The 24,395-nt window shown below is 71.8% G+C and carries 21 protein-coding genes; 13 read left to right on the top strand and 8 right to left on the bottom strand.

All coding sequences use genetic code 11. The features are described 5' to 3' along the window. Positions 1 to 15 precede the first annotated feature (15 nt). Positions 16 to 1,320 (bottom strand): serine hydrolase domain-containing protein, encoded by a 1,305-nt coding sequence (locus tag OG522_RS33010; protein WP_329466707.1) that lies wholly within the window; start codon positions 1,318 to 1,320, stop codon positions 16 to 18. 213 nt (positions 1,321 to 1,533) lie between these two features. Between OG522_RS33010 and OG522_RS33005 the strand changes: the two genes are divergently transcribed. The 5 genes from OG522_RS33005 to OG522_RS32985 all read left to right on the top strand — a co-directional run bounded on the left by OG522_RS33005 (position 1,534) and on the right by OG522_RS32985 (position 9,286). Continuing rightward, positions 1,534 to 4,080, top strand: coding sequence for a DEAD/DEAH box helicase (locus OG522_RS33005; RefSeq protein ID WP_329466706.1), 2,547 nt, complete (start codon positions 1,534 to 1,536; stop codon positions 4,078 to 4,080). Between the two features lie 307 nt (positions 4,081 to 4,387). Further along, the gene (locus OG522_RS33000) at positions 4,388 to 4,594 is read left to right on the top strand and encodes a hypothetical protein (protein ID WP_329466705.1); all 207 of its coding nucleotides are present in this window, start codon (positions 4,388 to 4,390) and stop codon (positions 4,592 to 4,594) included. 179 nt (positions 4,595 to 4,773) lie between these two features. Then, on the top strand, positions 4,774 to 6,315 hold the full coding sequence (locus tag OG522_RS32995) for a carboxylesterase/lipase family protein (protein WP_329466704.1): 1,542 nt from the start codon (positions 4,774 to 4,776) through the stop codon (positions 6,313 to 6,315). Between the two features lie 184 nt (positions 6,316 to 6,499). Further along, positions 6,500 to 8,026, top strand: a complete 1,527-nt coding sequence (locus OG522_RS32990) for an MFS transporter (RefSeq protein ID WP_329466703.1) — start codon at positions 6,500 to 6,502, stop codon at positions 8,024 to 8,026. 297 nt (positions 8,027 to 8,323) lie between these two features. Continuing rightward, positions 8,324 to 9,286: an NAD-dependent epimerase/dehydratase family protein gene (locus OG522_RS32985; RefSeq protein ID WP_329466702.1), complete on the top strand. Its 963-nt coding sequence runs from the start codon at positions 8,324 to 8,326 to the stop codon at positions 9,284 to 9,286. Positions 9,287 to 9,314: 28 nt separating this feature from the next. On the opposite strand, the gene OG522_RS32980 is transcribed toward OG522_RS32985, so the two are convergent. Further along, positions 9,315 to 9,731 (bottom strand): organic hydroperoxide resistance protein, encoded by a 417-nt coding sequence (locus tag OG522_RS32980; RefSeq protein WP_329466701.1) that lies wholly within the window; start codon positions 9,729 to 9,731, stop codon positions 9,315 to 9,317. A gap of 136 nt (positions 9,732 to 9,867) precedes the next feature. On the opposite strand from OG522_RS32980, the gene OG522_RS32975 reads away from it, so the two are divergent. The 4 genes from OG522_RS32975 (at position 9,868) to OG522_RS32960 (ending at position 12,326) form a co-directional block, all read left to right on the top strand. Further along, positions 9,868 to 10,380 carry a MarR family winged helix-turn-helix transcriptional regulator gene (locus tag OG522_RS32975; RefSeq protein ID WP_329466700.1) on the top strand — a complete coding sequence of 171 codons (513 nt, stop codon included), beginning with the start codon at positions 9,868 to 9,870 and terminating at the stop codon, positions 10,378 to 10,380. Positions 10,381 to 10,499: 119 nt separating this feature from the next. After that, positions 10,500 to 11,240: an SDR family oxidoreductase gene (locus OG522_RS32970; protein ID WP_329466699.1), complete on the top strand. Its 741-nt coding sequence runs from the start codon at positions 10,500 to 10,502 to the stop codon at positions 11,238 to 11,240. A gap of 97 nt (positions 11,241 to 11,337) precedes the next feature. Next, entirely contained in the window at positions 11,338 to 11,781 is a 444-nt protein-coding gene (locus tag OG522_RS32965) for a hypothetical protein (RefSeq protein WP_329466698.1), read from the top strand. 92 nt (positions 11,782 to 11,873) lie between these two features. Further along, positions 11,874 to 12,326 carry a hypothetical protein gene (locus OG522_RS32960; RefSeq protein ID WP_329466697.1) on the top strand — a complete coding sequence of 151 codons (453 nt, stop codon included), beginning with the start codon at positions 11,874 to 11,876 and terminating at the stop codon, positions 12,324 to 12,326. Between the two features lie 77 nt (positions 12,327 to 12,403). Here the strand turns inward: OG522_RS32960 and OG522_RS32955 are convergent, their stop codons facing one another. After that, positions 12,404 to 13,438, bottom strand: a complete 1,035-nt coding sequence (locus OG522_RS32955) for a methyltransferase (protein WP_329466696.1) — start codon at positions 13,436 to 13,438, stop codon at positions 12,404 to 12,406. 205 nt (positions 13,439 to 13,643) lie between these two features. On the opposite strand from OG522_RS32955, the gene OG522_RS32950 reads away from it, so the two are divergent. Continuing rightward, entirely contained in the window at positions 13,644 to 14,030 is a 387-nt protein-coding gene (locus tag OG522_RS32950) for a PPOX class F420-dependent oxidoreductase (protein ID WP_329466695.1), read from the top strand. Between the two features lie 112 nt (positions 14,031 to 14,142). Beyond that, positions 14,143 to 14,628, top strand: coding sequence for a hypothetical protein (locus OG522_RS32945; RefSeq protein WP_329466694.1), 486 nt, complete (start codon positions 14,143 to 14,145; stop codon positions 14,626 to 14,628). Positions 14,629 to 14,661: 33 nt separating this feature from the next. Here the strand turns inward: OG522_RS32945 and OG522_RS32940 are convergent, their stop codons facing one another. Next, positions 14,662 to 15,885 carry a trans-sulfuration enzyme family protein gene (locus tag OG522_RS32940; protein ID WP_329466693.1) on the bottom strand — a complete coding sequence of 408 codons (1,224 nt, stop codon included), beginning with the start codon at positions 15,883 to 15,885 and terminating at the stop codon, positions 14,662 to 14,664. Between the two features lie 59 nt (positions 15,886 to 15,944). Here OG522_RS32940 and OG522_RS32935 point away from each other — a divergent pair, with 59 nt between their 5' ends. Next, the gene (locus tag OG522_RS32935; protein ID WP_189960324.1) at positions 15,945 to 16,418 is read left to right on the top strand and encodes an Lrp/AsnC family transcriptional regulator; all 474 of its coding nucleotides are present in this window, start codon (positions 15,945 to 15,947) and stop codon (positions 16,416 to 16,418) included. Positions 16,419 to 16,559: 141 nt separating this feature from the next. Here the strand turns inward: OG522_RS32935 and OG522_RS32930 are convergent, their stop codons facing one another. From OG522_RS32930 to OG522_RS32920, 3 genes are all read right to left on the bottom strand, one after another. Continuing rightward, complete coding sequence (locus tag OG522_RS32930) at positions 16,560 to 18,140, bottom strand: GMC family oxidoreductase (protein WP_329466692.1); 1,581 nt, start codon at positions 18,138 to 18,140, stop codon at positions 16,560 to 16,562. Continuing rightward, positions 18,124 to 19,662 (bottom strand): APC family permease, encoded by a 1,539-nt coding sequence (locus tag OG522_RS32925; protein ID WP_329466691.1) that lies wholly within the window; start codon positions 19,660 to 19,662, stop codon positions 18,124 to 18,126. The genes OG522_RS32930 and OG522_RS32925 overlap by 17 nt, the downstream gene beginning before the upstream one ends. 89 nt (positions 19,663 to 19,751) lie before the next feature. Beyond that, on the bottom strand, positions 19,752 to 21,239 hold the full coding sequence (locus OG522_RS32920; RefSeq protein ID WP_329466690.1) for an aldehyde dehydrogenase family protein: 1,488 nt from the start codon (positions 21,237 to 21,239) through the stop codon (positions 19,752 to 19,754). 282 nt (positions 21,240 to 21,521) lie between these two features. Here OG522_RS32920 and OG522_RS32915 point away from each other — a divergent pair, with 282 nt between their 5' ends. After that, a complete protein-coding gene (locus OG522_RS32915; RefSeq protein WP_329466689.1) occupies positions 21,522 to 22,118 on the top strand; it encodes a Type-2Aa cytolytic delta-endotoxin in 597 nt (198 codons plus the stop codon). Positions 22,119 to 22,127: 9 nt separating this feature from the next. On the opposite strand, the gene OG522_RS32910 is transcribed toward OG522_RS32915, so the two are convergent. Beyond that, the gene (locus tag OG522_RS32910) at positions 22,128 to 23,846 is read right to left on the bottom strand and encodes a ricin-type beta-trefoil lectin domain protein (protein WP_329466688.1); all 1,719 of its coding nucleotides are present in this window, start codon (positions 23,844 to 23,846) and stop codon (positions 22,128 to 22,130) included. Between the last annotated feature and the right edge of the window lie 549 nt (positions 23,847 to 24,395).

Here is a 24,395-nt window from a genome sequence, read left to right as displayed (position 1 = left end):
GCCGCAGGGCCGTCGTCAGCGCCGTGGGGCCATCGCCGGTGCGAGGTCCTGGGCGCGCGGGAGCGGCGCGGAGGGCGCGGCGGCCTTGCCCGTCCCGCACAGGGCCCGACCGTAGAACGCCGCGAACGCAGCGTCGATGGGGCTGGGCTCCACCTTCCCGTTGGCGTCGAGTTTCTGATACTTCATCAGGTTGAACGCGAGGGACATCTGGCGCTTGCCGTCCGGACTGGACAGGGCGACCGTGCCCGCACCGAACACCGCTCCGTCGTGCCCCCAGAAGCGCCCGCACGGCAGATCTACGGCGTACACGCCGAGGCCGTAGTTCATCATCAGCCTGCCGTTCTCGTCGCGGGCCGGCACCGTGGTCTGCATCTGGCGCAACTGCGCCTCGGGCAGCAGACGGCCGGCCAGGAGCTGACGGTAGAAGTCGTCGAGGTCCGCCGTGGTGGATATCAGCGCTCCCGCCGTGCCGCCCCAGGACATGTCGTACACGCTGTAGTCGCGCGGCGGGTCGATCAGTCCGTAGAACGACTCGTACATCTTGGCGTGCGGTCCGTCGATGTACGGGGAGCGCGGGAAGTAGGTGTGGTGCAGACCGGCCCGGCGGATGACGTCGCGGGTGATGACCCTCTGCGGGTCTTCGCCGGTGACATGCTGGAGCAGCAGTCCGGCGATGACGTAATTGGTGTTGGAGTACGACCACTTCTCGCCGGGCTTTCCGGTCGGCGGAGCCTCAAGTCCCAGGCGGACCAGCTCCTCGGGCCGCACGTGGCGGAAGCGGTTGTCGTCCAGGCTCTTGGTCGACAGCGTCGCCAGCGAGGGGAACGCGGCCACGACGTAGTCGCCGATGCCACTGGTGTGGTTCAGCAGCATCCGGACGGTGATCGTCCGGCCGCGTTCGCCGGGGACCACCGTGGGGAGGTAGCGGCCGATGGGGGCGTCGAGGTCGATGCGGCCCCTGGCGACCTGCTGGAGCACCGCGACAGAGGTGAACGCCTTGGTCATGCTGCCCACGCGCTGCTGGAACTCCGGACGCATGGGGCGCCCGGTGGCCACGTCGGCGACGCCCGTGGCGCCCTGCCACTCGTCGGTGCCGTCCCTGACCTCCGCGAACGCGCCGTACATGCCCGCCGCGTGAACCGCGTCCAGGGCGGCCCCCAGGGCCGGGCGGTCGAGGCCGGCCGGGGCCTGCGCGGCCGCACCGGGTGACGAGGGGGTGGCGGCATGTGCCGGGACCGCGGTCGCCAGCAGGGCCAGCGCGAGCGTCACGGTGGCCGAGGCGACGCGTGCGCGGCGACGGGGTGGGCGGGTCAAAAGCATGACGGGTGTCCCTTCCGGTGGGCCAACTGGCCATCAACTCTCGCAACGGCACCCCGGCCCGCCCATCCTCCCCGGGAACGATCTTCGTACCCGGGGCGCTGCACCCCACGGACGAGCTGCTCCCGGCCACCGTGGCAGGCTTAATGTGGTCCCTCTGCGGGTGCGGCCAGGGCGTACCCGCAGGCAGGGCGACCAGGAGAACGGCGGGCGTACGTGATCAGGCTCCGTGAACACCAGGTGGACGCGAAGACGCGGATCATCGCCGAGTTCGGCCTGCCCGCACGCCCCGACGTGCCGGAGCACGGGGCGCGGGCCACCGTCGTGTCCGCGACGGGCAGCGGGAAGACCTACACGACCGCGTCGGCCGCGCTCGACATGGTTGCGCGCGGCCGGATTCTGGTGCTCGTGCCCACCCTCGACCTGCTGGTGCAGACCGCACGGGCCTGGCGGGCCATCGGCCACCGCTCCCCCATGGTCGCGGTGTGCTCCCTGGAAAAGGACGACGTCCTTGAGGAGCTGGGCGTGCGGTGCACGACGAACCCCATCCAGCTCGCCCTGTGGGCCGGGCAGGGCCCGGTCGTCATGCTGGCCACGTACGCCTCACTCGTGGAGCGCGACGACCCGACGGGCGGGGCAAAGGTGCCGGGCCCCGTCGAACTCGCCCTGGCCGGTGGCGAGTTGATGTACGGACAGCGCCTCGCCCCGTTCGACCTCGCCGTCGTCGACGAGGCGCACCGCACGGCGGGCGACACCGGCCGGCCGTGGGCGGCGGTGCACGACCAGGCCCGCATCCCGGCGGCCCGCCGGCTCTACCTCACCGCGACTCCGCGCATCCTCGCCGCACCCCGGGCTCCGCGCGGGCGCGACGGGCGGGAGCTGGAGATCGCGAGCATGACGGCCGACTCGGCGACGTATGGCCGCCAGATCGTCCAGCTGGGGCTCTCGGAGGCCGTCGAGCGCGGCATCCTGGCCGGGTTCGAGATCGACGTGCTGGAGATCCGCGACCCCGCCCCGCCTCGCGCGAAGGCCTCCGAGGACGCACGGCGGGGCCGGCGCCTGGCGCTGCTGCAGACCGCGCTCCTGGAACACGCGGCGGCGCACGATCTGCACACGGTGATGACGTTCCACCACCGGGTGGAGGAGGCGAAGGCCTTCGTGGCCCAACTCCCCTCGACAGCGGCCGAGTTGTACGAGAGCGAGGTCGGCAGCCAGGCCCTGCGGCGGGCCGCGCGCCTTGCCCCGTCGCAGGGCGAACCGTACGATCTGCGGCCCCACCGCCACGTCCCGGCGCGGCGGGTGTGGGCCGAGTGGCTGTGCGGGGACCATCTGGTGGCCGAACGGCGGGAGGTGTTGCGGCAGTTCGCGAACGGCACCGACAGCGCGGGGCGCCGCGTGGACCGCGCGTTCCTCGCGAGCGTACGGGTGCTGGGCGAGGGCGTCGACATCGTCGGGGCGCGCGGCGTCGAGGCCGTGTGCTTCGCCGACACGCGCGGCTCGCAGGTCGAGATCGTCCAGAACATCGGCCGCGCGCTGCGGCCCAACCCGGACGGCACCACCAAGACCGCCCGGATCCTCGTGCCCGTCTTCCTCACCCCCGGCGAAGACCCGGACAACATGATCGCCTCCGCAAGTTACGCCCCGCTGGTGGCGGTCCTCCAGGGCCTGCGCTCGCACGACGAGCGGCTCGTGGAGCAGCTCGCCTCCCAGGCGCTGAGCCCCCGGGCCGACAGCGGCCACCACATCCACGTCCGCCGCGACGGCCGGGGCCGCATCATCGACGACGCGGCCGAGAACCCGCTGCTGCGCTTCTCCACGCCGCGCGACCCGGCCACCATCGCCGCGTTCCTGCGCACGCGGGTGTACCGGCCCGAGTCGCTGGTGTGGCTCGAAGGGCTGGGCGCGCTGCACCGCTGGCGCGCCGAACACGGCCACACCGGGCTCGTGTCCGTCCCGTACGACACCGAAGTCACCCTGGGCGTCACGCGGTTCCCGCTGGGCCGGTGGGTCGCGCAGCAGCGGCGGGCGCTCAGGACCGGCGAGCTCGACGAGCACCGAAGGCAGCGGCTCGACGAGGCGGGAATGGTGTGGGAGCCGGGCGATGAGGCGTGGGAGAGCAAGCTCGCCGCGTTCCGCGCCTTCCACCGTGTGCACCACCATCTCGCGCCGCGGCAGGACGCGTTCTGGCTGGACGAGCCCGTCGGCCAGCACCTGGCCAACCTGCGCAGGAAGGGCGGTCTCGGCAAGGATCCGGGGCGGGCCGCACGGCGGGCGGCGCAGCTCACCGCGATCGACCCCGACTGGGACTGCCCCTGGCCGCTGGACTGGCAGCGCCAGTACGCGGTGCTGCGCGACCTGGTGGCCGCCGACGGCGCCCTGCCCGACATCCGGCCCGGGGTGACCTTCGAGGGCGACGACCTGGGGCGCTGGACGGAGCGGCAGCGGCTGGACTGGCGCACGCTCACCGAGGAGCAGCGCCGGCGGCTGTCCGCGCTGGGCATCGGCCCGGCCGAGCGGCCCGCCGCCGCACCGCGGGGCACCCAGGGCCGGGTGTCGGCGGCGTTCCTGCGGGGCGTCGCCGCTCTCGGGCAGTACGTCGCCAGGGAGTCGCGCACGGTCGTGCCCCGGGGGCACCAGGAGACGCTGCCGGACGGCACCGTGGTGAAGCTGGGCATCTGGTACTCGAACACGAAGAGCCGGCGGGGCTCTCTCAGCCACACCCAGCGCAGCGCTCTGGCCGAGCTGGGCATCGACTGGGCGTAGCGCCCGAGGTCGGCGCAGGGTGTGGCCCGCCTCCTCGATCGGCACGTCGTCGCCGCTCAGCTCGCGGGGGCGCGTCAGGGGGCGACCCGTTCGGCCCCCGGCCCGGCCCCGGCCCGCCGGGCCCGCACCATCGCCGAGACCTTGAGCGGACCGTGCGGTGAGCGCCGCCGACCGCCGCTCGTTCCCCCTTCGGCGGGTGCTCGGCATGCGTGGGCGGGGCAGCGGTGACAGTGTCGGAAGGCCGGGGCGTCCCGGCTCCGCGGCCGCGCGCAGCCGGGCGCGGCCCGACACGGATGAGGAGCAGACAGTGCGCCATCGAATTGTTGCCGAGAGACTGCCCGACGGCGACATGCTCAAGGAATGGCACATGGCCCGCGCCGACGAGCAGGTGTCCATGTGCGGACGCGACTTGGCCGAGAACGCCGACGAGCTGCCCGACGACGCGTGGGGTACGAACCGCGCCCGCCCCTTCTGCCACACCTGCGGGGCGCTGTACCTGCGCGAAGTCCCGTAACCGGCGAGGGGCGGCCGGAGTGCGGGACCACGCACCCTGCCCGCCCCTCAAGGCCGCCGCATGCGAACTGGCGCCACGGGAAGGCCAGTTGATCCTTTGCCCGGCCACGGCCGGAGGCCCTCTCGGCCCCTCTCGCAGGCTCCGTATCGTGGAGTCCCGTTACCGAGAAGGGACATCGCATGACCGACTCCACGCGCGCCCCCGAGATCCGCACCTCCTCCGGAACCGTCCGGGGACGCCTTGAAGACGGTCTTGCCGTCTTCCGCGGCATCCCGTACGCCCAGCCGCCCGTCGGCCCCCTGCACCTGGGCCCGCCCGTGCCCGCCACCGAGTGGAGCGGGGTCCGTGAGGCCGTCGCCTTCGGCCCCACTCCCCCGCAGTCCCTCGCGCTGGGATTCGGCTCGGGGCCCGACAACGCGGGCGGCCGCGACGACTGGCTGACCGTGAACGTCTGGACCCCCGACCCGGGCGGCGCCCGCCTGCCCGTCCTGGTCTGGATCCACGGCGGGGCCTACCTCGTCGGTTCGGCCGACGCGCCCGGCTACGACGGCGCCTCGTTGGCGCGTCGCGGGACGGTCGTCGTGACGTTCAACCACCGTGTGGGGGCCGAGGGTTACGGGCACTTCGAGGGCGCCGTGCCCAACCGGGCGCTGCTCGACCAGGTGGCCGCCCTGACGTGGGTGCGTGACAACATCGCTGCGTTCGGCGGTGACCCGGACCGGGTGACCGTCTTCGGTGAATCCGCGGGGGCGGGCGCGGTGGCCGCGCTGCTCACGATGGACCGGGCGGAGGGGCTGTTCCACCGGGCCGTGGCGCAGAGCGTCCCCGGCACGTTCTTCAGCCCGGCGCTGGCCGCCGACATCGGCGCCACCGTCGCCACCGAGCTCGGTCTGCCCGCCACCCTCGACGCGCTGGCCCCCGTCCCGCCCGTCGCGCTGCGGGACGCGGCGGACGCGGTGGTCCGCACGATCACGCGGTACGGCGCCCGCTGGGGACGGGCCGCCCACGCCCACCTCCCGTTCTCACCGGTGATCGACGGCGAGGTGCTGCCGTGTTCGCCGTGGGAGGCGCTGCGCGCGGGCCGGGGCGCGGACGTGGATCTGATAGTGGGTCACAATCGGGACGAGGCACGGCTGTTCACCGTGATGGGCGGCCGGTTCGGGAAGGTCACCGAGGAGGAGGCCGCCGTCACCCTGGCCCGGTTCGCGCCCGGCGCGGACGGCGCGGCGGCGTACCGCACGAGCCACCCCGCGGCCGATCCGACCACGTTGCAGGACCTGGTCATGTCGGACTGGCTGTTTCGGATGCCGAGCCTGCATCTGGCCGAGGCGCACGCCGCGGGCGGTGGCACGACGTACGCCTACGAACTGACCTGGCCGGCCCCCGCGATGGGCGGCGCCCTCGGGGCCTGTCACGGCCTGGACGTGCCGCTGGTCTTCGGCACCCTGCGCGAAGGGTTCGGGCCGATGCTGTTCGGCGAGGAGCCGCCGGCCGAGGCCGAGGCGCTCTCCGACGCCATGGGCCGGGCATGGTCCGATTTCGCGGCCCACGGCGACCCCGGCTGGGCCCGCTACGGTGCGGCCGAACGACTGACCCGCATCTTCGCCGCCGAGCCCTTCACCGCGCCGTACCCGGAGGAGTCCTCGCGGTTGATCTGGGCCGAACAGGGCTTCGCCCCAATGGAGTTGGCGCCGGGCACGGAGCCCGTTCCGGCTTCCTGAGAGCGCCCGCGGAGCCTCGATGTACGCATCCGGCCCATCGCGAGAGGAGGGTCCGCGCCCCTGCCGCGGCGCGCAGGCGGCGGTCCGGCTTTTCGGCGGGTCATGGCAGGGAGTATGTCCGGGGATCGCCGGGTACTCGCGTCCGTCAGGTCCGGTTCCGGGTGGCGGCGGCAGGAGGCAGGTCATGAGCGGTACGGGCAGTACGGTGCGGGACTCCGGGGCGGCGGGGACGGGGCCGCGAACCATCACCACCGCCGTTCCGGCCCGGCTCGACCGGCTGCCCTGGTCGGGCTGGCACTGGATGATCGTGATCGGCCTCGGCACCGTGTGGATCCTGGACGGCCTCGAAGTAACCGTCGTCGGGAACATCGCGAGCCGCCTTTCGGAGCCCGGTAGTGGGCTCGCCATCACCGACGCCCAGGTCACCGGCCTGGGCGCCGCACTGTATGTGGCGGGTGCCTGTTCCGGCGCGCTGTTCTTCGGCTGGCTGACCGACCGGTTCGGGCGCAAGAAGCTCTTCCTCGTCACCCTCGCGGTCTATCTGGCCGCCACCGCGATGACCGCCCTGTCCTTCTCGGCGTGGTGGTTCTTCCTGTTCCGCTTCCTCACCGGCTTCGGCATCGGCGGCGAGTACGCGGCCATCAACTCCGCCATCGACGAGCTCATCCCGAGCAGGTACCGCGGCCGGGTGGACCTCATCATCAACGGGAGCTACTGGCTGGGCGCGATGGGCGGCGCACTGCTCTCCGTGCTCGCCCTCAACACGGACATCTTCCCCAAGAACATCGGGTGGCGGGTCACCTTCGCCCTCGGCGTGGTGCTGGGTCTCGTGATCCTGTTCGTACGGCGGCACGTGCCGGAGAGCCCGCGGTGGATGTTCATCCACGGCCGCGAGGCGGGTGCCGAGCAACTGCTCGACGACGTGGAGCGGAAGGTGGAGGCGGACACCGGCGAGCGACTGCCGCCGCCGGGAGGGTCCATCACCATCGAACAGCGCGAGACGGTGGGCTTCATCGAGATCGCGCGGACCCTGTTCCGTTCGTATCCCAAACGTGCGGTGCTAGGGTTCGCCCTCTTCATCGGGCAGGCGTTCCTCTACAACGCGATCACGTTCGGGTTCAGCTCGATCCTGGTCAAGTTCTTCGACGTGTCGAGCGGCACCACCGGCTACTTCTTCGCCGTGATCGCCTTCGGCAACTTCCTCGGACCGCTGCTGCTCGGCAGGCTCTTCGACACCGTGGGGCGCCGCAAGATGATCGCCGGGACGTATGTGCTGTCCGGCCTCCTGCTCTTCGTCACCGCGTGGTTCTTCAGCCAGGGGTGGCTCAACTCGGCGACGATGACCGCGTGTTGGTGCGTGGTGCTGTTCTTCGCCTCAGCGGGCGCCAGTTCCGCGTATCTCACCGTGAGCGAGATCTTCCCGATGGAGACCCGCGCGATGGCGATCGCCTTCTTCTACGCCATCGGTACGGCGGCGGGCGGCATCTCCGGACCGCTGGTGTTCTCGGCGCTGACGTCCAGCGGCGTGGTCGGCGACGCGGTGCTCGCGTTCGGCATCGGCGCGGGCCTGATGACGGCGGCAGGAGTGGTGGCCGCCTTCCTCGCCATCGACGCCGAGGGCAAGTCCCTGGAGGACGTCGCCGCCCCGCTGTCCGCCCGGCTTGCGGGCGCGGGCGAGTCGCCGGCCCCACCGGCGGCACCGGCGGGGTGAACGGGGGCCCACGGGGTCTTCCGGTGTGAGACGGGCGCGCCGAGGCGGCCGTGCGGGGACGCGTTTCGCGTCCGCCGCCGGCCGCCTCTCCCCTTGCGCCACCAGCGGGCTCGACCCGAACGGTCGCCCGTCGCCCGCCCCGTGCGATGGGCGCACGTGCCCTCCCGACCCCGCAAAGCACGCCTTTAAAGAACTCACTATTGCGATGGCCATTCATGCGCGTTAGAGTCTCTAACTATCGGCACACCACACAACGGAGCCGGGACGGATGCCGTCCTGGCCGAGAGGGGAATCGACATGACTCACACGACGGACAGCCTCCACGTGGTCCTGGGCGCGGGTCCGGCCGGTCAGGCGGTCGCGGCCGAACTCGCCCGGCGCGGTCACCAGGTGCGACTCGTCGACCGGTCGGGAACGGGCCCTGCAATATGGGGAGTTGAGCGCATGCGGGGCGATGTCGGATCACCCGAGGGGGCGGCCGCCGCCGTACGCGGAGCCGCGGTCGTCTACCACTGCGTCAACGTCGCCTACCAGCTCCAGACCGACGTCATGCCGCGGATCCAGCGAGCCGTGCTCGCCGCCGCCGCGGCCGAGGGCGCGCGCCTTGTCGTACTCGACACGCTCTACCCGTACGGCGAGACCCACGGCGAGGTCATGACGGAGGACACGCCGTGGCGCGCCACCAGCAACAAGGGCATGATGCGCGCCGAGCTGGACGAGAAGTACCTGGCCGCACACCGCGAAGGGGATGCCTCGGTCGTGCTCGGCCGGTCCGCCGACTTCGTCGGCCCCGGCGTCCTCAACTCGACCCTCGGCGCGGCCGTCTTCCCCGGCGCGCTGACCGGCGCCGAGGTGCTGACCCTGGGGGACATCGACCTCCCCCACAGCTACACCGACATCCGCGCGGTGGCCGCCGGCCTCGCCACGCTCGGCGAGAGCCCGCACGGCGACGGCCGCGTCTGGCACCTGCCCACCGCCCCCGCCCTGAGCACCCGCGAGGTGCTGCGGATGATCGAGGAGCGCGTCGGGCGGCCGCTGAAGGTGGTCACCCTGGAAGAGCCGCGCCCCTTCGGCCCGTTCGACCAGGTCTTCATGGACGCGTACGCCGAGATGTTCTACCAGCACACCGAGCCGCAGATCATGGACTCGGGCGCCTTCGAGGCCGCGTTCGGCGCCGGACCCGTCGCGATGGGCGACACCCTCGACGCGACGCTGGAGTGGTACCGCACGCTGCTCGCGCGCGGCGACCGCTCCAGCTGAGGTCGCCCCCGAAGGCCGGTCGCCGCTGCTACTCGATGACGATCTCGAACGGGATGTTGTTGCGGGTCGCCTTGGAGTACGGGCAGGCCGCGTGGGTCAGCTCGACGAGCTTCTCGCCCGTGGCGCCTTCGAGGTGCTCGGGCAGCTCGACGCGCATGACGACGCCGATACCGAAGCCGCCGTCGGCGGGGTCCTTGCCGATGCCGACCTCGGCGGTGACCGAAACATCCTTGATGTCGAGCTTCAGCTGCCGGGCGACCTGGCCCATGGCGCTGGCGAAGCAGGCCGCGTACCCGGCGGCGAAGAGCTGCTCGGGGTTGGTGCCCTGGCCGTTGCCGCCGAGGGCCGCGGGGAACGCCAGGGGCAGGTCGAGCTGGCCGTCGGAGCTGACGGTGCGGCCTTCGCGGCCGTTGGCGGTCGCCACCGCGGTGTAGAGCGCGTCCATGGGATCGGTTCCTCTCGTGTTCCGGCGATAGGGAGCCGGTGCGGCTCCGTACCGGGAAGCCTCGGCTGCCCGGACACAACTGAAGCACACAATTAAGTTGTGCACAACTAAATGGTGCGCGTGCTAACCTGGCCACATGGTGACCACGCCTCCCACCCGCCCGCACGACGAGGACTACCTGCGGCTCGACCTGCAGCTCTGCTTCTCTCTGCACGCCGCCTCGCGCGCGTTCAACGGCGTCTACCGCACACTGCTGAAGGATCTCGGGCTGACGTACCCCCAGTACCTGGTGATGCTGACGCTCTGGGAACACGGCGAACTGCCGGTCAAGAAGATCGGCGAGAAGCTGCGCCTGGACTCGGGCACGCTGTCGCCCCTGCTCAAGCGCCTCGAATCGGCGGGCGTCGTCGAACGCCACCGCAGCCGGGCGGACGAGCGGTCCGTCACCATCCGACTCACGGACCGGGGCACGGAACTGCGCGAGCGCGCGGTGGCCGTGCCGCACCGCCTCGCGGAAGCCGTCAACCTGCCGCCGGACGACTTCCACACCCTGCGCACCCTCCTCGCCACGCTGACCGAGGGACTGGACGCGGCGCAGGCTCCCCTCGCGACGGCCACCGGCGACGAGGCGGTCTGCACCGAGGACTGACGGGCCCGACGAGGCGCCTTCCATGCGGGGCCGATGCGGCGGCCCGAACGCCATGCGGTAGGACTTGATACCCACGCATGTATCAACATGCGTGGGCCAGCCAGCGCGGGAGGCAGCACGTGTCACGTCCGGTCACCATCGTCACAGGCGGCAGTCGCGGGATCGGGGCGGCCACATGCGTCCGGCTCGCGGCCGACGGACACGATCTGGCCCTCGGATACGTCAGCAACGAGGCGGCCGCCCGGGAGGTCGCCGCGATGGTGCAGGAGGCGGGCGGCCGGTGTGTCACCGTGCGGGCGGACACGTCCCAGGAGGCGGACGTGGAGCGGCTGTTCGACACCGCGGCGGCGGAACTCGGCCCGGTGAGCGGCCTGGTCAACAACGCCGGGGTGACCGGACCGCTCGGCCGGCTGGCCGATGCCCGGACCGACGACCTGCGGCGCGTCCTCGACGTGAACGTCCTCGGCTACCTGCTCTGCTGCCGACGGGCCGCCCGCGACATGGCCGCGCTCGGCGGCGGCGCCATCGTCAACATCTCCTCCGCCGCGGCCACCCTCGGCGCCCCCGGCGACTACGTCCACTACGCCGCGTCGAAGGCCGCGACCGACGCCCTGACCATCGGCCTGTCCAAGGAACTCGGCCAGGACCGCATCCGGGTGAACGCGGTGGCCCCTGGCATCATCGGCACCGACATACACGCCACCATGGGCGATCCGGACCGCCCGGCGCGGGCGGCCGCCGGCATCCCGCTCGGCCGCCCCGGCGAAGCGTCCGAGATCGCCGCGGCCGTCGCCTGGCTGCTGTCCCCCGATGCCTCGTACACCACCGGCACGGTCCTGCGGGTCTCGGGCGGACGGTGACCCAACTGCCGTACGGTTCCGGTGAGTTCGGAACCATACGGTTCCGGTGAGTTCGGACACCGGACCGGTTGCGGCCGGGCGCGAGCGGAGGCGAGCGATGACGGATGGGCCGTTCGAGGTGGCCACAGGGGACGAGGCACCGCGGAGCGGGACCGGGCGGGAGGCCGCCGTGCGCACCGCCTTCGAAGGCCTGCTGAACATCCGGCGCGTCCTGGACGGCCCGGACGCCTCGACACCCGCGCAGTGGGAGCGGCTCCAGCCCGTGCGGGCCGTCTCCCTCGCCCTGGAGGCCGCGGGGATCGCACCGTCGGCCGTCGATGCCGCGGGCCGGCGGTGCGCGACCGGCTACCGGGTCGGCGCCGCCGACCGGCCATCGCTGGCCCGGGTCGAATGGCTCGGACCGCCCGGCGGCGGCGCCGCGTACACGGCGAGCGAGTCGCTCCAGCGCTGTGCGGAGGTGTTGCGACGGCTCGGATGGGTGGCGCTTGAGTACCGGGGACCGCGCCGCCACCACTACCTGGAAGTCGAACCGGCGGGGTGAGGCGCGCCCTCGGACGGACCGGTTCGCGGAGCGTCCCGCAGAACGCTAGAGTGCGATGCTTGTTCGAAGGGCCGGGGAAAAACGGGGGACGTGTGAGTGCGCAACTGCGGGACACCGCAAGGGAGTTGGCCGTGGTGCTGTGGCGGGAGCACACCGTGTACCGGGAGCGGTCCGGCAGTGTCGTCATCCGCGGGTCACACGTCGAGCGCTGGATCAGCCTCTCCCCCACCGGCGGCCAGGACCAGGTGCTGCTCCGTGCTGGCCGCATCCTCGACGGGGGCACCACGGCCCCGGCCCGCTCGGAGACCGTCGTCAGTCTCACCATCGGCACGAGTGAACTCGCCACCGTCTGCCGCCGGTTGCTGGCCGAGACGGCCGCGGGTGCGGCGCCCGGCGAGGGCACGCGTCCGCGCGGCCCGAGGAAGGCGAGGACCTCGAAGCGGCGCCGCGGGAACCGGCACACCGGCCGCGGCTCCTGGGCCGTCATCCTCTGTCTCGTCGCCGTCGTCGCCCTCTTTCTGCGCAACGCGGCCTGGACGTTCTGACAGCGCACGCGCGGCGGCTCCCTCGGCATGCGCAAGGCTTCAGGGGCTCCCTCAACGCCCGCCTCCACATGCCCCGTTCACACCGCCTCCGCCTCGATGACCGACGGCAGTGACGGGGTGGGCACGATGCGGTTCAGCCTGAATCCAGCCCGCGAGAGCAACCGCTCGAACTCCGTGACCGTACGCTCCCTGCCCCGCACCAGAATCATCATGATGAGCTCCAGGGCGACGGCGGGGTGCGGGGCGCTGCCCTCCGGAAGTACCGCGTCGATCACGAGCAGCTTGGTGCCCAAGGTGGCCGAACGGCGGATCGCCTCCAGGATGCGGACGCAGCCGTCGTCGTCCCAGTCGTGCAGGATGTGCTTGAGCAGATAGACGTCGCCGCCGCGCGGTACGGCCGAGAAGAAGTCACCGCTCTCCACGCGCCAGCGGCCCCGTACTTCCTCGCTGTCGAGCACGTGGTCGGCCACCGTGTCCGGCTGGTCGAAGAGCACCCCGGTCAGGGCGGGTTCGCGGGTGAGCACGGCGCGCAGCAGTCCGCCCCGGCCGCCGCCGACGTCGACGACGGTTCCGCTGCCGGGCAGCGGACAGCTCTGCGCGACGAGGCCGTCGACCGGGCCGGACAGGGATGCCATGCCCGCGTCGAAGAGCTGTCGCTCGGCGGGTGAGCCGGCCAGGTGCTCGAAGAACGGGACACCGTAGGTGGTCTCGAAGGACGGCGTCCCGGTGCGCACGGTGTCCACGATCCCCTCGGCCGCGGTGGCGAACATCTCGCCCGAGACCAGCATGATCGTCGCGTGCTGCGAGCCGGGGACGTCCGTACGCAACGGAGTTCCGTTGTCCGTCAGCTCGAAGGCGCCCCGCGCGTCCTCCCTGAAGAGCCCTCGCGCGGCGAGCAGCCGCAGGACGCGCCGCAGGGACACGGCGTGCAGGCCCGCGCTCGTGGCGAGGTCCTCGGCCGTCCGGGGACCCTCGGCCAGCAGATCGGCGATGCGGTGCACGGCCACCGCCCGCAGCGCGGCGGAGTAGAAGTGGCCGTACAGCAGCTCGTTCAGCGGTGAGGGGGTGAAGTGGTGGGCGGGGTCGTTCGGGTTGGGTGATCCGGTCGCCATCGCTGTGCTCCTGTCCTCGCGGGACATCCGGTCGTCAGGTCGGGACGTACTGCCGTTCCATCGTGGCAGCGCACGGCGGGTGTGGTGCGGGTTCGCCGGGGCGGGTGTGACGTCAAGTGGTGTTCCGGGCAAGGTGGGTGGTCGGTCGGCGGGCACCTGCTAGAAAGGGGCCGTCCACCTGTCGTTTCGAACGTGAGGAGGCCGTATGCAAGCCGATGTGCTGGACCGGCTCGGCGCCGGAAAGTACCTGCTCGTCACGTCCTACAAGAAGGACGGCAGCCCCGTGGCCACCCCGGTGTGGGTCGTCCGCGACGGTGACGCCCTGATGATCTGGACGGTCGCCGACTCCTGGAAGGTCAAGCGCATCCGCAACCGGCCAGGGGTGCTGGCGGGGCCCTGCGACGTGCGCGGCAACCCGACGGGCGAACAGCACCCCGCGACCGCGGTGATCTGCGACGCCGCGGCCACCGCGGCGTGCCGCGCGCTGCTGCGCCGCAAGTACGGACTGCTCGGCCGGCTCACGCTGCTCGGCAGCCGGCTGCGCCGCGGCCCGAGCGGCACCGTGGCCGTGCGGATCACCCTGGACGACTGAGCGCGGCCCTGCCGGTCCCGGGTGCTCACGAGAAGCCCAAGTCGGCGTCTCGCGCCGGGCCCGGCTGGTAGCTTGACGCATCCGTAGATGCTCCGCAGGGGGACGATCAGCAGTGCACAGGTTCTCGCGTAACACCGGCCTCGCCTCCGTGGGGCTCGCCGCCGTCCTCCTCGCCTCGGGGTGCGGCAGTGGCGGCTCGGCCAAGTCGCCCGACACGACGTCGGGCAAGGCCTCGGCGGGGGCCGCGAGCAGCGCCCCGGCGAAGGCGCCCACCGGAACCGGCGGCACCGGCACGAGCGCGAGCCCCTCAACCGGCGCCCCCGGCAAGGCCGCAGGCATCGACGGTGACTGGGTGGCCGTGACCCAGGGCAAGCCCGTCGCCCTCGTCGTCAAGGACAAGAACGCCTCCGTCCTCGGCGAGCACCTGTGCAACGGCACGGTGAGCAGCGCCGCCGGTCAGACGGAGCTGCACCTCACCTGCCCGGACGGCAACACCACCCGCACCAGGGGCACGGCCCGGCTGAACGGCACCAAGCTGGAGGTCAGTTGGGCCGGTTTCGGCAAGGACGAGTTCACCCGGAACAAGACGGCGCGCTGAGCCGCCCGGCTCAACGAAGGCCGGTCCCGGCGCTCAGACGCCGGCGAACTCGGCGTCCTCGGTCCTGTCCGGAACCTGAACACCCTGTTCCAGAAGGCGAGTTGGGTGGACCGGCTCGCCGTCCAGCGCCTGGTCCAGGTCGCGCCACAGATCCTCCGTGTCCTCAAGGCCGACCGACATCCGCAGCAGCCGCTCGCTGACACCGGCCGATGCCCGGTCGTCCTCGGGCACGATGCGATGGCTGATGGAGGCGGGGTGCTGGATGAGGCTGTCGACGCTGCCGAGGCTGACCGCCGGGGTGATCAGGCGCACCCGGGCGATCACCTCGTGCGGGTCGGTGCGCGTCTCGAAGGCCACCATCGCGCCGCCCAGCTTCGGGTAGTGGACCCGCAGCACGCGAGGGTCGGCGGCCAGGCGCGCGGCGAGCGAGGCGGCACTCGCCGATGCGGCGCGCACCCGTACCGGCAGCGTGGAGAGACCGCGCAGCAGCAGGTAGCCCGCGAGCGGGTGGAGGACGCCGCCCGTGGCGAACCGGATCTGGCGCAGTCGGCGGGCGAAGGCCTCGTCGCAGGCGACGACCCCGCCGAGGACGTCCCCGTGCCCGCCGAGGTACTTGGTCGCGCTGTGCAGCACGAGGCGGGCCCCGCTGTGCACCGGGCGTTGCAGGACGGGGGTGGCGAAGGTGTTGTCGACGAGCAGCGGAACCGTTCCGCAGGCCTCCGCGAGCGCCGCCAGGTCCACCTCCGCCAGGGTCGGATTGGCCGGGCTCTCCACCATGACGAGCGCGGTGTCGGGGCGGATCGCGGCCGCGACGCCCTCCGGGTCGGCCCAGGTGACCTCGCTGCCCAGGAGCCCGGCGGTCAGCAGGTGGTCGCTGCACCCGTACAGGGGGCGTACGGCCACGACGTGGCGCAGGCCGGTGGCGTGCTGGGCGAGCAGGACGGCCGACAGCGCCGCCATTCCGCTGGCGAAGGCGACGGCCGCCTCGGTGTCCTCCAGGCGGGCCAGCGCCGTCTCGAAGCGGGCGACGGTCGGGTTGCCGAGCCGTCCGTAGACCGGCGGGCCCTCGGGGGCCTCGCCGGTGGCGGCGAAGGCGTCGATGCGGGCGGCTTCGGCCCTGCTGTCGTACGAGGGGTAGGTCGTGGACAGGTCGATGGGCGGGGCGTGCAGGCCCAGGGCGGCGAGGTCTTCGCGGCCCGCGTGCACGGCCAGGGTGTCCACGGATGTGGCGGTGGCGTTCGTGGTGTCGGCGTCCATGGGGCCACTGTGAACAGTCCCCGGGCCCCGCGGACCACACTCCGTGTTACGTTCGGGCCATGGCCGAATCCGTCGTACTGGACCCGGTGGATCTGCACATTCTGCGCCTTCTGCAGAACGACGCACGCACGACCTACCGTGATCTCGCCGCCGAAGTCGGGGTGGCTCCGTCGACCTGCCTGGACCGGGTGGCGCGGCTGCGCCGCACCGGCGTGATCCTGGGCTATCAGCTGCGCGTCGATCCGGCCAAGCTGGGCCGGGGGCTCCAGGCGCTGCTTTCCGTGCAGGTGCGTCCGCACCGGCGTGATCTGATCGGTCCGTTCGTGGAGCGGGTCAGGGCGCTGCCGGAGTCGCGGTCGCTGTTCCATCTGACCGGCCCCGACGACTATCTGGTGCATGTGACCGTGGCCGACACCGCGGATCTCCAGCGGCTCGTGCTTGACGAGTTCACCTCACGGCCCGAGGTGGCCCGGGTGGAGACCCGGCTGATCTTCCAGCAGTGGGACTGCGGGCCGCTGCTTCCCCCGGCCTAGCCGCTTCGCGGGACGTCATGCCGGCCGCGGGTGGTCGCCCCCGCGGCGGAGCCGCACAAGGTCACAGCGCCCCTTTCGGGCCGCGTACGCCGCCCCGGCTCCGGGCCGCCGTACGGGAGGCCCCGAGCCGGTCGGCGGATGTCAGCGCGCGTCGGCCTTGAGGAGGTCGGCGCACTTCTCGCCGATCGCCATCGTGGTGATGCACGGGTTGACGGTCACGAGCTCCGGCATGACCGAGCCGTCGCAGACCCGCAGCCCGTCGATGCCCTTGACGCGCAGCTTGGCGTCCAGCGGCGCCATCGGGTCGTCGTCCGCACCCATCTTCACCGTGGAGGCGGGGTGGTAGACGGTGTTGTGGGTCTTGCGGATGTAGTCGAGCAGCTCGTCGTCGGTGCGCACATCCGGGCCGGGCGCGAGTTCGGCGCCCGCCCAGCCGCTCAGCGCGGGCTGCGCCGCGATCTCGCGGGCCAGCTTCAGGCCGTACGTCATCACCCGCTCGTCGTGCTCGTGCGTGAAGTAGCGCGGGTCGACCATCGGCTTGTCCCGGTAGTCGCGGGTGCGCAGCCGCACGGTGCCGCGCGACTTGGCCTGCGTCACGTTGGGGGTGAGGCAGAACGCGTTCTCGGTGGTGGGGTAGCCGTACCGGGCGGTGTTCATGTCGAACGGCACCTGGCCGTAGTGGAACATCAGGTCCGGTCGCTCAAGGCCGGGTTCGGTGTCCGCGAAGATGCCGATCTCCCACCACTGCGTGGAGGCCGTCGTCATGGGCTGCTTGGCCTCCCACATGATGACGCCCTCGGGGTGGTCCTGGAGGTTCTCGCCGACGCCGGGGGCGTCCACGAGGACGTCCACGCCCACGTCGCGCAGATGGGCCGCCGGACCGATGCCGGACAGCATGAGCAGCTTGGGGGTGTCGATGGAGCCGCAGGAGACGATGACCTCTCGCCGGGCGGTGACGGTACGGGTGTGGATCAGGTCCGGGTCGAGGTACTCGGCGCCGGTGCAGCGCCGGTCGCCGTCGATCAGGAGCTTCTTGGCACGGACCCCGGTGCGCACGACGAGGTTGGGTCGCTTGTCCATCACGGGGTGCAGATAGGCCACCGAGGAGGACTGGCGGATGTTGTTCTCGTCGGAGTTGATCTGGAACCAGTTGGCGCCCCGGATCACGGTCTTGCCGTCGTTGAACTGCGTGGTGGGGATGCCCTGTTGGGCGCAGGCGTCGAGGAGGGCCGCGCCGCAGGGGTCGGCGGACTTGACGTTGCGGATCTTCACCGGGCCGCTGCGGCCGTGGTGGTCGCCGGGGGCGTCGTTGGTCTCCAGGCGCTGGTACAGGGGGAAGATGTCGGCGGCTCCCCAGCCCGAACAGCCCGCCGCTTCCCAGGCGTTGAGGTCCTCGGCGGGCGCCCAGAAGGCGATGCACGAGTTGTGCGAGGAACAGCCGCCGAGCACCTTGGCGCGGGCGTGCCGCATGAAGCTGTTGCCGTGGGACTGCGGCTCGACGGGGTAGTCCCAGTCGTAGCCGGACTCAAGGAGGCCCATCCAGCGGTCGAGCTTGAGGACGTTGTCGTCACCGACGTCGGAGGGTCCGGCCTCCAGGACGCACACGGTGACGGAGGGGTCCTCGCTGAGGCGGGCCGCGACCACGTTGCCCGCGGTGCCGCCGCCGACGACGACGTAGTCGAACTCCTCGGTGCGGACGGGGGATTCAGGCTGCGTGGACATGGTTCTCCGGCTCACTTTCGTTGTCCTGGGCGGCATGGCTCGCGAGCACACCGGTGCGGTGGCGCTGGATGAACCAGTAGTAGGCGAAGCCGCCGAGCAGGACGGCTCCGACGAAGAGGAAGGCGCCCCAGCGCAGGTACCAGTGGTAGGGGGCGGCGGCGTTGTAGACCTCGGCGCGCGGCCAGGTCAGGTTGATGGTCATCGCGCCGCCCCACAGCACGGCGAGGATGTTCACCGGCAGGCCCCAGCGGCCCAGCGAGAACTTGCCCTCGCCCGCCGGGGTCCACTTGCCGCGCAGGCGGGCGATCAGCATCGGCGCCGTGACCAGCAGATAGGCGACGTAGATCATGATGATGCCGATGCTGGTGACGACCGAGAAGATCTGCGGCTGGCGGATGTTCACCAGGAGGATCACCAGGGCCAGTACGCCGATAACGACGGCGGGCAGCACCGGGGTCTTGAAGCGCGGGCTGACCTTCGCCATCAGGGACGCGGCGGGCAGGTTGTTGTCCCTGGACATCGCGAACGCGAGGCGGATCGCCGCGGTGTGCACGGCGAGCGCGCACACGGTGACGGCTATCAGAACGCACCAGAGCATGAGTTTGCCGCCGGTGTCGCCGAGTACGTCGAGGACCACGTACTGGAGTCCGTCGGTGGTGATGCCCTTGCCGTCGAGGCTGCTGACGCTCATCAGCGCGAGGATCAGGATCAGTCCGCCGAGGACGAACGAGGCGAGCAGCGCCCGCAGGATCGCGCGGGGCGCGTTGCGGGAGGGGTCGACGGACTCCTCGCCGAGGGAGGCGGCCGTGTCGAACCCGTACATCACGTAGGCGGAGGCGAGGGCCGCGGTGAGGAACGCGCCCATGTAACCGAAGCTTCCGCCGCTGCCGTGGCCGTGGGTGTCGAGCACGACGCCGGGGCCGCGCACGACGTGCACGGCGAACAGCACGATCAGGACGACGGTGGCGACGAGTTCGAGGAAGACGCCCGCCGTGTTGATGCGGGCCATCAGTTTGACGCCGAACGCGTTGACCAGGGTGGTGAACAGGATCAGCACCGCGGCGAGGATGACGGCGTTGGTGGCGACGTCGTAGGTGCCAGTGCCGTCGCCGACGATCTGGAACGCCTTCGAGATCTGGGGCAGGGTGGCCTGGTAGGCCAGGGCCACCGCGGCGATCGACACGATCGAGGCGATCAGCATCATCCAGCCGGCCAGCCAGCCGACGTGCGGACCACCGAGCTTCTTGGCCCAGTTGTAGACGGAGCCCGCCACCGGGTAGCGGGCGGCGAGTTCGGCGAAGCACAGGGCGACCATCAGCTGGCCGACGAAGACGAGCGGCCACGACCACCAGTAGGCGGGCCCGCCGAATCCGAAGCCGAAGTAGAACAGCTGGAAGGTGCCGGTGAGGATCGAGATGTAGCTGATGCCGGCGGCGAAGGTGTGGAAGTTGCCGAGCGTGCGCTTGAGTTCGGGTCTGTAGCCGAACTCCTGGAGTTCGGCATCATCCTTGGTCATGCTCATGACCAGACTCCAAGTAGGCAGGGAACAGGAGGAGGCATGGGGGCGGTGCCCGGCCGGTGCCCGTCGAGGACCGGCCGGGGTTCAGCGGGTCAGCTCTCGAACCACCGCTGGGGTTCGGGGGCGGTGTTGCGCCAGATGTGCTTGGTCTCCTGGTACTCGGCCAGGCCCGCGGGCCCGAGCTCGCGCCCGGTGCCGGACTGCTTGTAGCCGCCCCACTCGGCCTGCGGGACGTACGGATGGAAGTCGTTGATCCATACGGTGCCCAGGCGCAGCCGGGCCGCGACGCGCCGCGCCCTGGCCTCGTCGGTGCTCCACACCGCGCCGGCCAGGCCGTAGACCGTGTCGTTGGCCAGGCGCACCGCCTCGTCCTCGTCGGTGAAGCGCTCGACGGTCAGGACGGGCCCGAAGGACTCCTCCCGCACCACGCTCATACCGGCCCGGCACTCGTCCAGGATGGTCGGCGGGTAGTAGTGGCCGAACGCCAGCGCGGGGTCCTCGGGCCGTGCGCCGCCGCAGCGCAGCACGGCGCCCTCGGCGACGCCCGCGGCGACGTACGCCTCGACCTTGTCGCGGTGGGCCGCGGAGATCAGCGGGCCGGTCTCGGCGCGCTCGTCGAAGGGTCCGCCGAGCCGGATCTGCCGGGCGCGGCGCACCAGTTCGTCCACGAAGCGGTCGTGCAGCGCGTCCTCGACCAGGAGCCGGGTACCGGCCGAGCAGACCTGTCCGGAGTGCAGGAACACGGCGGTGAGCGCGTTGTCCACGGCGGCGTCGAAGCTCGCCTCGTCCTTGCCCGCGTCGGCGAAGACGATGTTGGGGTTCTTGCCGCCGAGTTCGAGCGCGGTCTTCTTCACGGTGGAGGAGGCCGCGGCCATGATGCGGCGGCCGGTCACGAGCCCGCCGGTGAAGGAGACGAGGTCGACGTCCTGGTGCTCGGCGAGCGGCGCGCCCGCCTCGGGTCCCGCACCGAGGACGAGGTTGGCGACGCCGTCCGGCAGCCCGGCCTCCTGAAGGAGCTTCATGAGGTGGATGGCGGTGTGCGGGGTGAGCTCGCTGGGCTTCAGCACGAAGGTGTTGCCCGCGCCGATCGCCGGGGCGACCTTCCACGCGGTCTGGAGCAGCGGGTAGTTCCACGGCGTGATCAGGCCGCACACACCCACCGGCTCCTGCACGACGCGACTGTCCACGACCGGGTTGCCGGTGTCGACGACGCGGCCGGCGCCCTGCGCGGTGACGAGCGTTCCGAAATAGCGGAAGCAGTTGGCGATGTCGTCCATGTCGTAGCGGGACTCGACCAGGCGCTTGCCGGTGTCGAGGGACTCGGCGCGGGCGAGCTGCTCCTTGTCGCGTACGAGCAGGTCGGCGACGCGCAGCAGGAGTGCGCCGCGCTCGGCCGGCGCGGTCCTCGGCCACGGACCGTGGTCGAAGGCCGCGCGGGCCGCGGCGATCGCGGCGGCGGTGTCCTTGGGACCCGCCTCGTCGACGGTGGCGACCAGGGTGCCGTCGGCGGGACACCGGATCTCACGGGTCCGCCCGTCGACGGCGCCTTGCCACTGGCCGTCGATGAAAAGCTCGGGCATGGTTCGGATCCTCCGATGCGGTGCTGGGACAGGGCCATCACCGCCCCTGCCCCGGCATGCGGGGAACATGCCGAAAAAATCACCCGAAGTGACGGGCGTCACTTTCCGTGGTTCATGCAGGTCAGAGCGGCACGCATGGTCACAGCCGGTTACGCACGCCCTGGAGAAGGTCAGAATCGGTCCCACCGCGTACGGAATATGAGACCGCTCTGCCATCCGGTGACCCCTTGTGCATACTGGCGCGTCTGCACGTGATCACTTCCAACCTCCGCGGGAGCAGCCATGGTTGACCGGGCCACCAGCACAAAGGCCGCCTTCAGGACGGTCGTGGAAGTCGGCCCGGACGCCTGGGACCGGACGCGGGCGGCCCAGGCGGTGCTCCAGGAGGCGATAGCACCGGCGGCCGACGGCTTCGACTTCGCGGCGGTGCGCTCGGCCGCGCGCGGGCTGCCGGACAGCACCGTCGTCAAGATCATCCCCGGTTTCGGCCTCCAGGAGACGGCGCCGGTGCAGGTTCTGGTCCTCACGCTGAAGCAGGCCGTGCGCCAGGCGCTGGTCGAGCCGTTCGGGAACCCGGTCTTCTGGGCGAAGACCGACGCCGCGCTTGCCCGGGTGTTCCTCGGCCTCGGCGAACAGGAGGGTGCCGCGCACCTCGCCTTCCACGACGCGCAGGAGGGCACCCGCTACTCCTACAACCTCCTCTTCGCGCTCCAGGACGAGGAGACCGGCGAGCGCCTTCATGTCGTCGCCTTCCGGGTCGAGGTGAGCGTGGGCGCGGACAAGGAGAAGCTCCTGTCGCTGGGCGCCGAGGACACCGCGGCGTTCACGATCCGCCTCGATGCGATCAGCGTGCGACAGGAGCTCGTCCCCGCGGGCTGACGCCCCAGGTCACACGGGCAGCGCCCAGGTCTGGTTGGCCTGATGGTCGCCGCAGGTCCAGGTGTCGAGCTTGGTGCCGCTCGCCGTTCCGCCGCCGTACACGTCGAGGCAGAGCCCGGACGCGGCGTTGACCAGCGTGCCGTCCTGGTCGGTGGACCACCGCTGGGTGTCCGCGCCGGTGCACTCCGACAGGGTGGCCGCGCCTCCCGCGTCGGCGCCGCTCGCGGTCAGGCACTTGCCGAGCGCTTCCACACTCTCGTCGTCGCCCAGGGTCCAGCGCTGGTTGGCTTGGCCGGTGCAGGGGTAGAGGATCACCGGTGTGCCGTCCGCGGTGCCGCTGTTGGACACGTCCACGCAGTTGGCACCGTTGCCGGTGACCTGTCCCGTCGGCACGGCCGCCGCGCAGCCCTGGCCGGGGGTGAGCCGCCAGATCGCGGTGCCGTGGGCGGGTACGGTCGCGCTCAGCGCGGACGAGGTGCTCGAACTCGCCCCGCTCCACAGGTCCTTGGCCTTCACCGTGCAACCGGGCAGGCCGATCGACGCGAGGGAGGTGGAGACCTTCTGCGCCGACGAGGAGCGGTTGAGCACGGCGACGGCCCGGTCGCCGTCTGCCAGCGGGCGGGCCAGCACATCGGTCGTGCCGTTGGTGGCGACCACACCGGCCTGCCGTCCGAGACCGTCCTGGTCGATCGCGACGAGATCGGTGTTGCCGAGGGCGGACAGCCCGGCCGGGGTGAGGGCCGCCACGTCGGAGGAGAGGATCAGCGGGGCGGCCATCATCGACCAGAGCGCGACCTGGCTGCGCGATTCGTCGGCGGTGAGACCGGGGGCGCCGGCGAGCACGAAGTCGGGGTCGTTCCAGTTGCCCGGCCCGGCGTAGCGGCCGATCCAGCGGTTGTAGCCGTAGTTGGTCAGCACGCTCGGCCAGCGGCTCGTGCCGGGCTTCTGCGGGTCGTACGTCGCGATGTCGTAGCCCTCGCGCCAGAGCTGGCCGTCCTGGCCCACCCAGGACAGCACCGAGAACCAGCCGGGGTTGCCCCATTGGCCGCTCTGGAAGTAGGCGGGTGCCGATTCGGAGAACACGATGTCCCGCCCGGTTCCCGCCAGGGCCCCGGCCGCGGCGTCGTATGCCTGGTGGTACGCCTGCTCCTTGGTCTGGCCGGGTTCGACGTACAGGTTGCAGCCGTCGAGTTTGAGGTAGTCCACGCCCCAGGACGCGAAGGTCGCGGCGTCCTGGGCGAAGTGGTCGGCGCCGCCCGTCGCGGAGCGGCCGCTGCCGGGGTAGCCGCCGCAGGTGGCGGAGCCCGCGTCCTCGTAGATGCCGAACTTCAGGCCGCGGGAGTGCAGATAGGAGCCGAGCCAGGCCATGCCGTGCGGGAACCGCGCCGGGTCCGCGACGAGGTCGCCCGCGCCGTCCCGGCTCTTGGCCATCCAGCAGTCGTCCACGGTCAGCGTGCGGTAGCCCTTGGCGGCGAGGCCCGTGGAGACAAGGGCGTCGGCGTTGTGCAGGACGGTCTGTTCGCTGATGTCGCACATGTAGTGCGCCCAGTTGTTCCAGCCCATCGGCGGAGTCGCGGCCAGGGTCCGGCTCTGGGCAGGGGCCTTGGGGGCGGCCGCGGAGGCCGGTGCACCGGGGGCGGCGAGGGCGCCGGTCGCGGTCAGCGGTACGGCCAGGAGGGCGGCGAGCAGGCTGGCGACTCTCCGGCGGCGCGTGGGATGTGACGGCACGACAGATTCCTTCCTGGCCCGGCCGGTTGGGGTCCGGGCGGGATGCGGTCGAGGGCGGGGAAGGTGCCGATCCCCTCCGGTACGAGCCTGCCGGAGGGCATCAGCCAGTGCAGTACTGATGCTCGTTCTTGTCAATGGCTCCCTTCAAACGAGCAGAATCAAGCATCCGCCGCGCCGGCCGCCGAGCCCGGTATTGCCACGGCGTGTCCGGGAACGCGCCGGAGTCCGCCAAGACGCCACCACCTCGTCGGCGCCGCCAGGACAGCCCAACCCCCTTGGCGTCCAAGGGAGTTGCGGGAAGCGACCGGGGCAGGCGTCGTGGGCGGGCAGCCCGGCCGGGAGCGGTTGACGCACTCCAGCGGCGCCCGGCCTCGGCCGCTACGAGACCGACCCGCGCCACTCGGCACCACCTTCACCGCTCGGCACGCCTTCGGGCTCGTTCCGGTCCGTGGCGGCTTCACGGTCCGCGGGGCCCGCGTCGGCATCGCCGAGCCGCTCGCCGGATCGCGCGCGCCGAGCCCGACCGGCGGGGTTTTCCACCGGTGGTTT

This window comes from Streptomyces sp. NBC_01431, assembly GCF_036231355.1.
GTDB lineage: Bacteria > Actinomycetota > Actinomycetes > Streptomycetales > Streptomycetaceae > Streptomyces.
This window is presented reverse-complemented; position numbering and strand designations above follow the sequence as displayed.